At 43.0% G+C, this 14,239-nt stretch carries 12 protein-coding genes; 2 read left to right on the top strand and 10 right to left on the bottom strand.

Annotated elements, in window-relative coordinates:
- Positions 1-7 precede the first annotated feature (7 nt).
- Positions 8-3,007 (top strand): pilus assembly protein, encoded by a 3,000-nt coding sequence (locus tag G4Y78_RS22510; protein WP_163835136.1) that lies wholly within the window; start codon positions 8-10, stop codon positions 3,005-3,007.
- Positions 3,008-3,076: 69 nt separating this feature from the next.
- Here the strand turns inward: G4Y78_RS22510 and ispH are convergent, their stop codons facing one another.
- The 6 genes from ispH to murJ all read right to left on the bottom strand — a co-directional run bounded on the left by ispH (position 3,077) and on the right by murJ (position 10,613).
- Positions 3,077-4,021: a 4-hydroxy-3-methylbut-2-enyl diphosphate reductase gene (gene ispH / locus G4Y78_RS22515; RefSeq protein ID WP_163835137.1), complete on the bottom strand. Its 945-nt coding sequence runs from the start codon at positions 4,019-4,021 to the stop codon at positions 3,077-3,079.
- Positions 4,021-4,497 carry an FKBP-type peptidyl-prolyl cis-trans isomerase gene (gene fkpB, locus G4Y78_RS22520; RefSeq protein WP_163835138.1) on the bottom strand — a complete coding sequence of 159 codons (477 nt, stop codon included), beginning with the start codon at positions 4,495-4,497 and terminating at the stop codon, positions 4,021-4,023. The genes ispH and fkpB overlap by 1 nt, the downstream gene beginning before the upstream one ends.
- 12 nt (positions 4,498-4,509) lie before the next feature.
- Complete coding sequence (gene lspA / locus G4Y78_RS22525; protein WP_222937560.1) at positions 4,510-4,974, bottom strand: signal peptidase II; 465 nt, start codon at positions 4,972-4,974, stop codon at positions 4,510-4,512.
- A gap of 104 nt (positions 4,975-5,078) precedes the next feature.
- Entirely contained in the window at positions 5,079-7,901 is a 2,823-nt protein-coding gene (gene ileS / locus G4Y78_RS22530; protein ID WP_163836573.1) for an isoleucine--tRNA ligase, read from the bottom strand.
- Positions 7,902-8,005: 104 nt separating this feature from the next.
- Entirely contained in the window at positions 8,006-8,938 is a 933-nt protein-coding gene (gene ribF, locus G4Y78_RS22535; protein WP_163835140.1) for a bifunctional riboflavin kinase/FAD synthetase, read from the bottom strand.
- Between the two features lie 109 nt (positions 8,939-9,047).
- Positions 9,048-10,613, bottom strand: a complete 1,566-nt coding sequence (gene murJ / locus G4Y78_RS22540; RefSeq protein WP_163835141.1) for a murein biosynthesis integral membrane protein MurJ — start codon at positions 10,611-10,613, stop codon at positions 9,048-9,050.
- A 209-nt stretch (positions 10,614-10,822) separates the two neighbouring features.
- Between murJ and rpsT the strand changes: the two genes are divergently transcribed.
- A complete protein-coding gene (rpsT, locus tag G4Y78_RS22545; protein ID WP_163835142.1) occupies positions 10,823-11,089 on the top strand; it encodes a 30S ribosomal protein S20 in 267 nt (88 codons plus the stop codon).
- 67 nt (positions 11,090-11,156) lie between these two features.
- On the opposite strand, the gene proB is transcribed toward rpsT, so the two are convergent.
- The 4 genes from proB to rplU all read right to left on the bottom strand — a co-directional run bounded on the left by proB (position 11,157) and on the right by rplU (position 14,189).
- Entirely contained in the window at positions 11,157-12,281 is a 1,125-nt protein-coding gene (proB, locus tag G4Y78_RS22550; protein ID WP_163835143.1) for a glutamate 5-kinase, read from the bottom strand.
- Positions 12,282-12,290: 9 nt separating this feature from the next.
- Positions 12,291-13,487, bottom strand: a complete 1,197-nt coding sequence (gene cgtA, locus G4Y78_RS22555; RefSeq protein WP_163835144.1) for an Obg family GTPase CgtA — start codon at positions 13,485-13,487, stop codon at positions 12,291-12,293.
- 112 nt (positions 13,488-13,599) lie between these two features.
- A complete protein-coding gene (gene rpmA / locus G4Y78_RS22560) occupies positions 13,600-13,857 on the bottom strand; it encodes a 50S ribosomal protein L27 (RefSeq protein ID WP_163835145.1) in 258 nt (85 codons plus the stop codon).
- 17 nt (positions 13,858-13,874) lie between these two features.
- Positions 13,875-14,189, bottom strand: coding sequence for a 50S ribosomal protein L21 (rplU, locus tag G4Y78_RS22565; protein ID WP_163835146.1), 315 nt, complete (start codon positions 14,187-14,189; stop codon positions 13,875-13,877).
- Between the last annotated feature and the right edge of the window lie 50 nt (positions 14,190-14,239).

Consider the following 14,239-nt stretch of genomic DNA (forward strand, 5'->3'; position numbering starts at 1 on the left):
CAGATCAATGCAGACCATAAAAAAATATCTTAAATACATTCTCACATTCAGCTTTATTTTTAATGCAACCACCAACTACGCTGATGATACGGAAATATATGTTGCGCCTAACGAGCCACCTAATGTATTGATTATTCTTGATAACTCTGGAAGTATGGAAGGAACACATCAAGTTGGGTGGGAAGACAAAAATAATAACAACAAACAAGACTCAAATGAAAAAGCAAATGGCAAACGTTATCGAGATAGTTTTGATTTAAAAGGATTTGCCGAGCCTACTAAAAAATGCCAAAAGAATAGCGGCGGCGGCAATGGTGGTGGAAGTATTTCAAACTGTTTTAATAACAGCTACTACGATAACAATTATCGCACTCGCCTACAAATCATTCAGGATGCAGCAGCTAATGTAGCTGCTAATACAAATGATATTAACCTTGGACTTATGTTCTTTTTATATCCAGGTGCTTTTGTAGCTTCCGACTTTAGAGATATTAATGAAGATCAAAATAGAAAGGCTCTTATCGATATAATTTACAATCCAAGAAATGCTTACCCTACTAACTTAGGTACTCCTTTAAGTGATACTCTATATGAAGCTTATTTATTTTATACAGGGCAAACTCCAAAATATGGACTCACAGGAAAGAATGGTAAGTTTAAGAGTGTTGGCGTTTCGGGCTCTAAATATAATTCCCCATTTAATGAAGTAGAGTGCCAACAAAATAGTATTGTATTATTCACTGACGGCGACCCCTCTGGGGATGGTGGTTCTAATACAGAAATTAAAGCTTTAATTAGAAATAGTACTCTTCCCTCAGGCCTAGGAAAATGCAGTGGCAACTGTCTAGATGAGCTTGCATGGTATATGGGAAATAATGATCTAGATGGCGATGCCAGTAATAATATTAAACGTACTGTTGCTGTCAATACCATCGGTGGTTTTGGTGGAGCAGAGCCAGCCCTTTTAAAAAGCGCAGCCTCAAATAGTGGTGGTTCATTTTTCAATGCTACCAATCCTAATGCTGTAGTCCAAGCACTTAAAACAGCTGTCAGTCTTGCAAGTGGTGCGGGAACATCTAATGCGACACCATCAGTACCAGTCAGCGCAACAAACTCTTTAGAACTGGGTAATGACCTTTACTTCCCTGTTTTCAAACCTGCCGCAGGACCAAACTGGCAAGGCAATCTAAAACATTACAAATTTCACAATGGCAAAATTGTAGGAACAGATATAAATGTTACAGCCATCTCTGATGGTTACTTTACTGAAGACGTGACTAGTTACTGGAGTAGTGTAAAAGATGGTAAAGACTCTTTAAAGGGTGGTATGAGAAGTAAACTCCCTACCGATAAAAGACAGAGGAAACTGTATACATATGATTCTAATGATAATAACAAGCTTGTAGAGTTACAAAATTATAAAGTTTTTGCCGATTACAATGTAAGTGATGAGGCAGAGTGGAAAACCATTATAGACTGGGTTTATAACGAACAAATCATTGGAGACCCACTACACACTAATTTGCAGGTTGTAAACTATGATAAAGATAATAATGGAAACATAACCGTCTCTGCTTATTTTGGAACTAACCTCGGCTTTATTCATGCAATTGATATTTCAAGAAAAGAAAAGTCAGATGGAACAACAGAAGATGCTACAAATAGTGGTAAAGAACTGTATGGGTTCATTCCACCTGACTTATTAAAAAATTTAAAAATATATAAAGACAATGCAGTGATTGATAATAAAACTAAGGCCTATGGTTTAGATGGTCCCCTTGATACGTTAATCTTTGATGGAAATAATGATGGCAAGATAAATAATACAGATTACGTTAACCTGTACATATCAATGAGGCGAGGAGGAAATAAAGTATTTGCTTTAGATATTACTAATAGAGAGACCCCCAAACTCAAATGGGAGTTTAGCTCTGGTGACATATCTCAAACTTGGTCTATGCCAAATGTTATGCAGGTACAGCTAAGTAACACTCCAGAATTCGCCGTAGTTTTTGGGGGAGGTTACGACCCTAAATACGATAGTATAAAAATTGATGGAACAAACCTTCAATTTGTAGATGACAACCAAACCCTGCTAACCGACCAAGAAACTAAAGGTAAAAAGTTATATATTCTCAATGCTAACACAGGTACTGAGCTAAAAAGCTTTGATACCGAAGCAAGTGTGACAGCCTCAGTAAGTGCTCTAGACACAAATAATGATAAAGTCGTAGACTTAGTATTTGCTGTTGATATTCGGGGTAATATTTACAGATTAGACTTGAAAGACTCGAAAAAGAAATCTTCCAAAACTGATGGTTATAGTTTTCAGAAAATAGCAAGCTTATCTGGTGACAAGCCTCGCTTATTTTACAACCAGCCAGATGTTTCAACGGTACGTTTACGTGGTCAAAGTCCGTACTTATCAATTGCACTTGGCTCAGGCTATCGTGCTCATCCCCTAGATAAGACATTTACTAATAGATTTTATGCTATTAAAGAAGGCGACATCACCACAGAGAGAAAGTCAACTGATGTATTAAGCTATAGTAACTTACTTGATGTAAGCAGTAGAACAAAAGCAACAACTCTACAGCCTTCTGAAGAAACAAAACTAGCGAAAGGATGGTATATCAACCTTGATGAAGGAGAAAAGGCATTAAGCCAATCAACAACTTATGCTGGAGCACTATTTTTTACTACTTATATTCCAGAAAAACAAGCGACTGTCTGCAAACCTGGAAGTGGGAAGTCAAGGCTTTACGCGGTGAATTTTGATGATGGCACTAGCTATATTAGTGCAGCCACTGCTGGCAGCTCTGGACAAACCAGTAGCCAACGATATGTAGACTTAAAAGCATCAGGTATTCCAGGACAACCCTGGATTAATGAAAATATTACCTCTAAAGATGGTAAAATTCCTGTATTTGTTGGATTAGAAGAAACTGAAGCACAGCTTGATGTTGATCGCCTCAGAAAAACCTTCTGGAGAGAGAATAGAGGATAGGAGTTCCTCCATAAACAATCAAAAAAGGCAGCTTCCGCTGCCTTTTTTATTGCTTCAAAATCAACAGAATCAAACCTGCTTTACCCTAAGTTCCTTGGGCATCGAAAACACCACATTTTCTTCTCGGCCTTGTAATTCTTCTGGGGCTTCAGCGCCTAACTGTTGTAACCGATTAATCACTTTTGTAACCAACACTTCTGGGGCGGAGGCACCGGCAGTTAAGCCTATACTAGTAACATTTTTCAACCACTCAGTTTGAATTTCATCTTCGTTATCAATGAGATAAGCAGAGGAGCCAATTCGTTCTGCCAGCTCTCTTAATCGATTGGAATTAGAACTATTAGGGGAACCAACGACTAACACCACATCGCATTGACTTGCTAAATCTTTTACTGCATCTTGGCGATTTTGAGTGGCATAGCAAATGTCGTCTTTTCTTGGTCCCTGAATTTTTGGAAAATACTTTCTTAGGGCATCAATGACTTTCGCTGTATCATCCATTGATAAAGTGGTTTGAGTAACATAGGCGAGTTTTTCTGGGTTTTGTACTTCCAGTTTGGCAACATCCGCTTCATTTTCAACTAAATAAATATTACCACCATAGTTGTAATCGAATTGCCCCATGGTGCCTTCAACTTCCGGGTGACCATTGTGGCCGATCAGCACACACTCCATGCCATCACGGCTGTAACGGGCAACTTCCATATGTACTTTGGTGACTAGCGGACAGGTTGCATCAAATACTTTTAAGCCACGCTCCTGTGCTTCATTTTGTACTGCTTTTGAAACCCCGTGAGCACTAAAAATGACAATGACATCATCAGGCACTTCATGAAGCTCATCGACAAAAATCGCGCCTCTTTCTTTGAGGTTTTCGACGACAAATTTGTTATGGACTACTTCATGGCGTACATAAATAGGCGGGCCAAAGATATCTAGTGCTCGGTTGACAATTTCAATGGCTCGATCAACCCCTGCGCAAAAGCCTCGTGGATTGGCTAATTTAATTTTCATTAGCGACCCTCCTTTTCAGTAACTTGGCTCACTTCATCAGCAGGTTCAACTGCTAAAACTTTCACCTCAAAATTAAGGGTTTGTCCAGCCAAGGGATGATTAAAATCTATTTCAACTATTTCGTCATCAAATGACTTCACCACACCTGGCAATTCAGCTTTATTAGCATCGGCAAATGACACCACCAAACCTGGGGACAATTCCAACCCCGGGTCAAAAGATTTACGAGCAATTTGCTGAATATTATTTGGGTTGGTCATTCCAAAGGCATATTCAGGGGTTAACACTAATTCTTTGTGATCTCCTGCCTGCAAGCCAAAAATTGTTTGCTCAAAGTTTTCAGGTAAATTGCCATCACCTACCACAAATGTGGCAGGCTGTTTGTCAAAGGTTGAGTCCACCACAGCACCATCAGCTAACTTCAAAGCAAAGTGCATAGTGACTTGGCAATTGGGACCTATGGCTAATGAAGTCATGATACTAATTTCCTACTGCTGCTGAGGTTTTCTAAACATATCAATAATAAGCATCACTGCACCAAGGCTAATAGCCGTGTCTGCAATATTAAATGCGGGAAAATAATTGTCCTGGTAGTGTAATAATAGAAAATCGACCACATGACCTAAAACAACTCTGTCATACAAGTTACCTAATGCACCGCCTAAAATCAGGGCTAATGCAATGGCCTGCCAGTGTTCATCTTGTTTGAGTTTTTTCAGCCACAACACTAAAAATGCACTGACTCCCACCGCAATCACACTGAAAAACCAACGCTGCCAACCTCCGGCTTCACTTAAAAAGCTAAAGGCCGCACCTGTGTTATAAGCCAACGTAAAGCCAAATACAGGTAGTACTGGCACTAACTCCCGAAACTGTAATACATCAACAGCAACTGCTTTTGTTAGCTGGTCAATAATAATGACCAGCACTGAAACCCATAACCACTTCAACATAATCTTCCCAGCATATGTACTAATAATAAAAAGCCACTCCAACATCGTACAACTAGTGGAGTGGCTATTATCTCGCTAAAAGAAGCTACTAACTAATAATAAGATTAAGCGTACAAACGCTTCTCCCCAGCTCCCGCGACATTCTCTACACAGCGGCCACATAGCTCCACATGTTCATTATGCTGACCCACATCTTCACGACGGTGCCAACAACGTACACATTTTGAATGACTTAAGCTATGTACAGCTAATTTTAAGCCTTCTACCTCAGTGTCTACTGCACTTTCATCAGACTCATCTAACGACTTCACTTCTGCCTGCGAAGTAATAAAAACAAACCGCAGTTCGTCACCCAATGCAGCCAGCACCGGCTGCAATTTTTCTGAAGCATAAAGAGTTATCGCAGCTTCTAGTGAGCCACCGATTTCTCCTTCATTTCTAGCGGCTTCTAGTGCCTTGTTAACCGCTGTCTTCACTTGTAAGACTTGCTGCCAATAATTTCTATCCATCACCACTGACTCTGGTAATGGTTCCAACTGCTCATACCAGGTAGTCAACTGGACAGACTCACCTCTCTCACCGGGAATCGCCTGCCAGATTTCTTCAGCAGTAAAGCTCAAGATTGGTGCAACCCAACGACTAAACGCTTCAATGATATGATACAGAGCCGTTTGAGCACTGCGACGGGCTAAGCTATCTGTCTGGGTGGTATATTGACGATCTTTAATGATATCCAGATAAAAGCCACCCATATCTAACGAACAAAAATTATGCACTTTTTGATAAATCTGGATTAACTCGTAACGATTGTAAGCACCAATAATTTCTTGCTGAAGCTGATAAGCCCGATCAACTGCCCATTGATCTAATGCCAGCATTTCATTAAATGGCACTAAATGCTCTGCGGGTTCAAATCCATTCAAGTTAGACAACAAGAAGCGAGCTGTATTACGAATACGACGATAAGCGTCCGCTGTGCGTTTTAAAATCTCATCCGATACTGACATTTCAGAGCTGTAGTCAGTGGCTGCCACCCACAGTCGTAAAATATCAGCACCCAAACTATTAACCACTTGTTGTGGAGCTACTACATTGCCTACTGATTTAGACATCTTGCGGCCTTGGGCATCCACTGTAAAACCGTGGGTTAATACCGCTTTGTAAGGTGCCTCACCACGCGTTGCAATGGCTGTTTTTAGAGAAGACTGGAACCAACCACGGTGTTGATCTGAGCCTTCCAAATACAAATCAGCAGGGAATTGTAGCTCTTCGCGTTGCTCTAATACCGCAGCATGAGTGACACCAGAGTCAAACCAAACATCCAAGGTATCAGTCACTTTAGTGTATTGATCAGCTTCTTCACCAAGCAGTTCTTCTGCATCTAGCGCAAACCAGGCATCAATGCCTTTTTCCTCAACTCTCTTGGCAACGGCCTCAATTAACTCTGAAGTATTAGGGTGTAATTCCTGTGTTTCTTTATGGATAAATAAAGCAATTGGTACACCCCAAGTGCGCTGGCGTGAGATACACCAATCTGGGCTGCTTTCCAGCATCGCTTCGATACGGTTCTGCCCCCAGGCTGGTGTCCATTGCACACTTTTTACTGCAGTCTCTGCTTGCTCAAGTAAGCCCTGCTGTTCCATGCTAATAAACCACTGTGGCGTGGCACGGAAAATCAATGGTGTTTTAGTACGCCAGCAATGAGGATAACTGTGGGTAATTTTGGTTTGGCGAACCAGTTTTCCTTTTTCCTCTAAAACCGCAACAACCTTTTCATCTACTTTATAAACATGCTCACCAGCGAACAGCTCGGTATTTTCACGATAAACACCATTGTCATCGATTAAATTTAATGTTCCAAGGCTATACTGCTTGCCAACATTGAAGTCATCTACACCGTGATCTGGTGCCGTATGCACAGCCCCAGTACCTGCGTCAGTGGTAACATGCTCGCCTAAAATGACTGGCACTTGCTTGTTGTAAAACGGGTGTTGTAAGGCCAAATGATCTAAATCACTTCCTTTGCAAGTAGCCAACACTTGATAGGTATCAACTTCATAGCGCAGCATGATGCTTTCCACCATATCAGCAGCCAATACAACCCGTTCAGCACCTTGACCAAGATCCACTTGCACTAGTGCATAATTTAACTCTTTGTGTACAGCAACCGCCTGGTTGGCTGGCAGCGTCCAGGGAGTAGTAGTCCAGATAATCACACTAACAGGGCCAGTTCCCTTATCTGTAGCATCAAAGTGATTTAATACTGCTGCCTGGTCAACAACAGTAAAGCGAACATCGATAGAAAATGAGGTTTTATCCTGATATTCCACTTCAGCTTCTGCCAAAGCAGAACCACCTACTACACTCCAATAAACAGGTTTATAACCTTTATGCAGATGGCCATTTTTAGCAATACGGCCTAAGGCACGAATAATATCCGCCTCAAACTTGTAGTCCATTGTCAGGTAGGGGTTTTCCCAATCCCCCAACACACCGAGCCGAATAAAGTCTTTCTTTTGCCCAGAAACCTGCTTGGATGCGTATTTACGGCATTCTTTTCTAAAAGCAGGGTAGTCAACTTTAGTGCCGGCCTTGCCAATTTTTTTCTCAACATTATGCTCAATTGGCAGGCCATGACAGTCCCAACCAGGCACATAAGGTGAGTCATAACCACTTAGGGTTTTTGACTTAATAATGATGTCTTTTAGTATTTTATTAACGGCGTGCCCAATGTGGATATCACCATTAGCATATGGAGGGCCATCATGAAGAATGAATTTTTCACGGCCTTTGCTAATGTTCCGAATTTGTTGGTAAAGACCTATTTTTTCCCAGCGAGCGAGCATTTGTGGCTCACGCTGAGCCAAATTAGCTTTCATTGGAAAGCTGGTTTTTGGAAGGTTTAATGTCGATTTATAATCTGTCATGGTGGTTAATACCAAACGCTCTGTTAACAAACACTCCTTCACGAATACTTTTAGTACTGGTGACAACTAGCCACCCCTAAAATGCTTTCGCTTTGGCTATGATACTATAATTGGGCAATTAAAAGGTTACGGGCAACGTTTATATCCTGCTGGATAGCCGCTTGCAATTCAGGCAAGCCACTAAATGCTTTTTCGTCTCTGATTTTCTGCAGAAACTCAACTACTAAGCGTTGACCATACAAAGAACCTTGAAAGTCAAATAAATGCACTTCCAATGAAGACTTGCGGCCATCAACCGTAGGACGAATACCTAGATTAGCAACACCGTAATGCAGCTTATGATTTACAGTCACTTTTACCGCAAACACCCCACTACACGGTAACTGAGTACGATTAGGTCTGATATTGGCCGTGGGTACTCCAAGCTGGCGCCCTAATTTCTGACCATGGACGACCTTACCACAGATCTGAAAAGGGTGACCAAGTAATTGCTCAGCCTGCTGAAAATCACCTGCGACAATCACTTTTCTGATGCGAGTACTGCTGATTCGTCTGCCATCATTAGTGGTAACCGTTTCAGTTGGCTTAACAACAAAGCCATCACGTAAGCCTGCTTCAGTTAGTTTATTAAAGTCACCACTACGATCACAACCAAAACGAAAGTCATCCCCCACTACCAGGTGCTTAACCTGAAGCCCATTAACTAGTACTTGGTTAATAAAGTCATCTGCCGACAACTGTTGTAATTTATGATCAAAGTACAAGCACAGCAGCTGGTCTACCCCAAGCTTCTTAAACCAATAAAGTTTTTCAGCAAAGCTGGTTAATCGGCCTGGCGCTTGGCTTGGATTTAGATACTCTCTAGGCTGAGGTTCAAAGATAATTGCCGTTACAGGCAACGATAACCTTGCTGCTTCGGCTTTTAAACTGGCTAAAATACGCTGGTGGCCTCGATGAATACCATCGAAATTTCCAATTGTGGCAACACAGCCCTGGTGTTCTGGCTTTAAATTGTGAAGACCACGGATTAAGCGCATGTAAAATCCTAATGTAAGTAAATTTTAATGAAACGGCTGATTATATCGCAGCTATTGCCAGAAAACACCCAAAGCCTTTGACCAACATTAAGCGCTAGTAGAAAGAACCTTAATGCTTAAACTGCCTTGGCCTAATCCCTGCCAGCAGCAACACCAGAGCATAAGTCAGTAGTCCAACCCCCACTAGGATAGCGATAGAAATTGCTCTATCTACCCAGCCCCATGCTAACCACTGTTCAACCGGTGCAGCCAGATAAAAAATAGATACTCCCATTACACCATTAGCAACCATCAATTGAGCCAAATATTTCCACCAGCCTGGTTGTAATACAAATACTTGAGAGCGATAAAGTCCCCAAAACAACAACCCAGCATTGAAAAAAGCCGATAACGAAGTAGCTAGTGCAAGTCCTGTATGCTTAAGGGGATAAACCAAAATTAAATTAAATACCATATTGGCTATCATGGCTTTTATCGCAATACCAACCGGCGTTTTGGTATCCTGCCTAGCGTAATAGCCAGGCGCCAACACTTTAATCACCATAAACGCCAGCAGTCCTGTCGCATATGCTCTTAAACTTAACGATGCCATATACACATCATTATCAGTCATCTTCCCATAATGAAATAATGTGGCAATCAAGGGTTCGGCAAGAATAAACAAGGCAACAGCTGAAGGAAGCCCTATCAGCAGCACCATTCTCACAGCCCAATCAAGGGTTTTAGAAAAGGCTTCTTTTGAGTCCGCTGCATGTTTGTGGGATAAGCTGGGTAAAATCACCGTGGCTATGGCAATCCCAAAAATCCCCAGCGGTAGCTCAGATAATCGGTCGGAATAATAAAGCCAAGACACACTGCCACTTACCAAAAAAGAAGCCAGTACAGTATCCAGCAACAGATTAATCTGGCTGACTGATACCCCAAACAAAGCAGGCAACATCAGCTTCATAATTCGCCTTACACCTTCATGCTTTGCTCCCCACCGAGGCCCAGGCAAACAATGAATATTTGCTAGGAACGGCAGCTGAAATACCAACTGAATAATCCCTGCAATCACTACTCCCCAAGCCAGTGCCATTACCGGCACATCTAAATAAGGGCTTAAAAAAATCGCACAGCCAATCAGCGAGACATTCAATAACACAGGAGTAAATGCCGGCACAGCAAACCGACCAAAGCTGTTTAATACCGCTCCCGCAAAAGCCGTTAATGAAATCAATAACAAATAGGGAAAGGTCAAGCGTAACAACTCCCCTGCTAATGTCATTTTCTCTGGCATATTATGAAAGCCAGGTGCAAACAGCATCACCAGCCAGGGAGCCAGTAATATCCCCACTATGGTGGTCAACATTAAAATAGCTGCTAGAGTTCCTGCAGTACTGGCAATTAGCAGCTGCACTTCAGCAAAGCTGCGCTTGGTTTTATACTCAGACAACACTGGGACAAATGCCTGAGAGAAAGCCCCTTCGGCAAATAGTCGGCGCAAAAAATTAGGAATTTTAAAAGCCACAAAAAAAGCATCTGCTTCGGCTTTAGCACCAAAATAATTGGCAATTACAATGTCCCGCACAAGCCCCAGCACCCTAGAAAGCATTGTCATGATGCCCACCAGCAAACTGGATCTTAACAACCCTCTCGGCTTACTGGAGGGCTGTTCAACTGAATTATCCGACATATCAAAACCTAAGCCAGTAGAAACAGGAGGCGTATTATACGCCAATAAGCACAATACAAAGCTAGCTTATCGTTTTACAATGGCTATAGTGTTCACAGGTAGTCGCCACTAATAGCTAGAAAACATGGCCAAATATTGACAAGTGCCTTGCAAGTAGGCATAGTGGCGCGTCTTTAATTTAGTGCATATAGAATTCGAGGACCAAGACGGTGGCAAACTCTCCCTCTGCAAAAAAACGTGCGCGCCAGGCTGAATCACGTCGTCAACACAATGCCAGCCTGCGCTCATATGTTCGTACAGTGATTAAAAAGGTAGTAGCAGCAATTGAAGCTAAAGACTTTGAGCAAGCTCAAGCGGCTTACACTGCAGCTGTACCTGTTATCGACAGAATGGCTGACAAAGGCATCATCCACAAAAATAAAGCTGCTCGTCATAAAAGCCGCCTAAATGCAAAAATCAAAGCATTAGCTGCTTAAGCTGAAAGCGAATACAAAAAAACCGGCATTTGCCGGTTTTTTTTATTTGCAGACTTTAACGCCTGACTTAAACCAATACCAGGTTGTCTCGGTGAATCAACTCTGGCTCATCTACATAGCCTAAAATGGCTTGAATTTGATGACTGGGCTTGCCGACAATTTTTGCTGCCTCCAAAGCATTATAATTAACTAACCCTCTAGCAATCTCCCGCTGATTATCATCAACACAGGCAACCATTTCACCACGCTGAAACTCACCTGAAACCGCTTTTACTCCTACAGGCAACAAACTCCGTCCTTCCTGACGAAGCACCCGGACAGCGCCCTGGTCTAACACTAGCCTACCTTTAGTTCTTAAGTGCCCTGCCAGCCACTGCTTACGAGCCAGTAGTCGCTCATGCTCTGGTAACAATAAGGTTCCTAATAACTCAGCTTGTTGCAGGCGAGTTAGCACATTGGCCACTCGCCCACCAACAATCACTGTTGCTGCACCAGAGCGAGCAGCTAGTCTTGCAGCTCTTAGTTTAGTAGCCATTCCACCACGCCCCAGCTGCCCACTTCCACCAGATGCCATCAAATCCAGTTTAGCGTCACTGGCCATTACTTCAGAAACCAGTTCAGCTGTAGGGTCTTTACGCGGGTCTGCTGTCATCAGCCCTTGCTGATCGGTCAAAATCACCAACACATCAGCTTCAATCAAATTGGCAACCAGTGCACCCAAAGTATCATTGTCACCAAAACGAATTTCATCAGTCACCACTGTGTCATTTTCATTAACCACAGGGATAACACCCAAGGCTAAAAGCGATCTTAGAGTACTCCGAGCATTAAGATAGCGTTGGCGATCAGATAAGTCAGCATGAGTCAGTAATACCTGTGCCGTGGTCATGCCATGAGTGTTAAAGCGACTTTCATAGGCTTGTACTAAGCCCATTTGCCCTACAGCCGCAGCCGTTTGTAACTCATGGATAGCACTCGGTCGTGCAGTCCATCCTAAACGAGACATCCCAGCAGCTACCGAGCCAGATGAAACCAAGACAATTTCATGACCAAGTCGACTCAGCTCAGCTATTTGATCAACCCAGCCAGCCATCGACTGGGTATCAAGCCCCTTACCGTTGTCGGTTAGTAGTGCACTACCAATTTTTATTACCCAGCGCTTTGCACGAGTTAGTAACTGTCGTTTGCTCATTTTCTTAACTTATGGGACGTAGAAAACTTCAGTATCACCATCATCAAGGTCATCGTCGTCATCCTGAGTCTTCGCTGCTTTTCTCGTAGCCTGACGTGCCTCACGTAACTGCTGCATCCGTTCACGCGCTTCAGTTTCCATTCTGCTGCGGAATTCAACTTCTTGTTCAGCCAGCTCCGCATTTTCTGCTTCCTGCTCATCTCTAAACTCAATAAAACGCATAATGTCCTGGCAAAGTTGCTCAGTACCTTGCTTGGCTATAGCAGCAATACGATAAGCAGGCCCCTGCCAGCCCAGGGCGTCAATTACTTGTTGGCAGCGTTTATCAGCTTCTTCAGGAGGTAATAAATCAACTTTGTTAAAGATCAACCAGCGGTCTCGCTTTGCTAAAGCAGGGCTAAATTGCTCTAGCTCATTAACTATTGCTTTGGCCGCTTCGGTTGGATCAGACTCATCCAACGGTGCAATATCCACTAAATGCAATAAAATCCGACAACGCGCCAAATGTTTCAGGAAGCGAATTCCCAGTCCTGCACCTTCTGCAGCACCTTCAATCAACCCAGGAATATCAGCCACCACAAAACTGCGGTGATTTTGGACTTTAACAACTCCAAGGTTGGGCACTAGCGTGGTAAAGGGATAATCTGCGACTTTTGGTTTGGCGGCCGATACTGCTCGAATAAAAGTGGATTTACCTGCGTTGGGCAAACCCAATAAACCCACATCTGCAATCACCTTCAGTTCCAATCGAAGATTACGTTTTTCACCTTCTTTACCATTAGTGGTTTTCCGAGGAGCTCGGTTAGTACTGGACTTGAAGCGAGTATTACCCAAGCCATGGAAGCCCCCTTTAGCGACTAGCAATCGCTGCCCCACTTCAGTCATATCACCAATGACTTCTAACGTGTCATCATCAATAATGGTAGTACCGACTGGCACTTTAAGAATCAAGTCTTCACCAGATTTACCTGTACAGTTGCTACCTTGGCCATTTTCGCCCCTTTCTGCTCGATAGCGAGGCTGGTAACGGAAATCCACCAAGGTATTCAAATCATTGTCAGCTTCTAGATAGACATTACCACCATCACCGCCATCGCCCCCATCAGGGCCACCTTTGGCGACAAACTTTTCCCGCCGGAAGCTTAGGCAGCCATGCCCTCCGTTACCTGCTTCTACGGAAATTAAGGCTTCATCTACAAACTTCATGTCCCAACCTCCCGGCCAGCTTTTAATTCAATCATAGAGGCCCAGAAAAATATTTAGGCCTAATACAAAAAAGCCCCGTCAGAGACGGGGCTTTTTCGGGGTATTTGCTCTGTTAGACCGCCTCAATACGTACAAACTTACGCTTGCTTGGGCCTTTTACTTCAAATACAACTTTACCGTCTGCTTTTGCAAACAAAGTGTGATCTTTACCCAGACCTACATTGTCTCCAGCGTGAAAACGAGTACCACGCTGACGAACTAAAATGTTACCGGCCTTAACGACCTGCCCGCCAAAGCGTTTGACACCGAGGCGTTTACTTTCTGAGTCGCGACCGTTACGGGTACTACCACCTGCCTTCTTGTGAGCCATGATCCACCTCCTAAGAATTAACCTGCATTGATGCCAGTGATCTTAACTTCTGTGAACCATTGACGATGGCCCATTTGCTTACGATGATGCTTACGGCGCTTGAACTTGATGATCTGAACTTTTTTGCCGCGGCCATGGTTCAACACTTCTGCAGAAACCTTAGCACCAGCAACTTCAGGGGCACCAATTTTTACTTCACTGCCATTGGCAACCAAAAGCACTTGATCAAAATCAATGTTGTCGCCAGTAGCGACATTCAGCTTTTCTAGTTTTAGCGTGTCACCTTCAGCAACGCGGTATTGCTTACCACCGCTAACAATCACAGCGTACATAATCTTTTCTCCGAAAATCCTAAATAAAGCCTTTTTGTTAAAGGCATCCG

Origin of the sequence: Spartinivicinus ruber, assembly GCF_011009015.1 — a bacterium.
Classification (GTDB): Bacteria; Pseudomonadota; Gammaproteobacteria; order Pseudomonadales; family Zooshikellaceae; genus Spartinivicinus; species Spartinivicinus ruber.

Excerpts from the sequence above, each read along its gene's own strand:
- lspA (WP_222937560.1), bottom strand. The coding sequence starts at position 4,974 with ATGTTGAAGTGGTTATGGGTTTCAGTGCTGGTCATTATTATTGACCAG.
- fkpB (WP_163835138.1), bottom strand. The coding sequence starts at position 4,497 with ATGACTTCATTAGCCATAGGTCCCAATTGCCAAGTCACTATGCACTTT.
- ribF (WP_163835140.1), bottom strand. The coding sequence starts at position 8,938 with ATGCGCTTAATCCGTGGTCTTCACAATTTAAAGCCAGAACACCAGGGC.
- proB (WP_163835143.1), bottom strand. The coding sequence starts at position 12,281 with ATGAGCAAACGACAGTTACTAACTCGTGCAAAGCGCTGGGTAATAAAA.
- rplU (WP_163835146.1), bottom strand. The coding sequence starts at position 14,189 with ATGTACGCTGTGATTGTTAGCGGTGGTAAGCAATACCGCGTTGCTGAA.
- cgtA (WP_163835144.1), bottom strand. The coding sequence starts at position 13,487 with ATGAAGTTTGTAGATGAAGCCTTAATTTCCGTAGAAGCAGGTAACGGA.
- G4Y78_RS22510 (WP_163835136.1), top strand. The coding sequence starts at position 8 with ATGCAGACCATAAAAAAATATCTTAAATACATTCTCACATTCAGCTTT.
- murJ (WP_163835141.1), bottom strand. The coding sequence starts at position 10,613 with ATGTCGGATAATTCAGTTGAACAGCCCTCCAGTAAGCCGAGAGGGTTG.
- ispH (WP_163835137.1), bottom strand. The coding sequence starts at position 4,021 with ATGAAAATTAAATTAGCCAATCCACGAGGCTTTTGCGCAGGGGTTGAT.
- ileS (WP_163836573.1), bottom strand. The coding sequence starts at position 7,901 with ATGACAGATTATAAATCGACATTAAACCTTCCAAAAACCAGCTTTCCA.
- rpmA (WP_163835145.1), bottom strand. The coding sequence starts at position 13,857 with ATGGCTCACAAGAAGGCAGGTGGTAGTACCCGTAACGGTCGCGACTCA.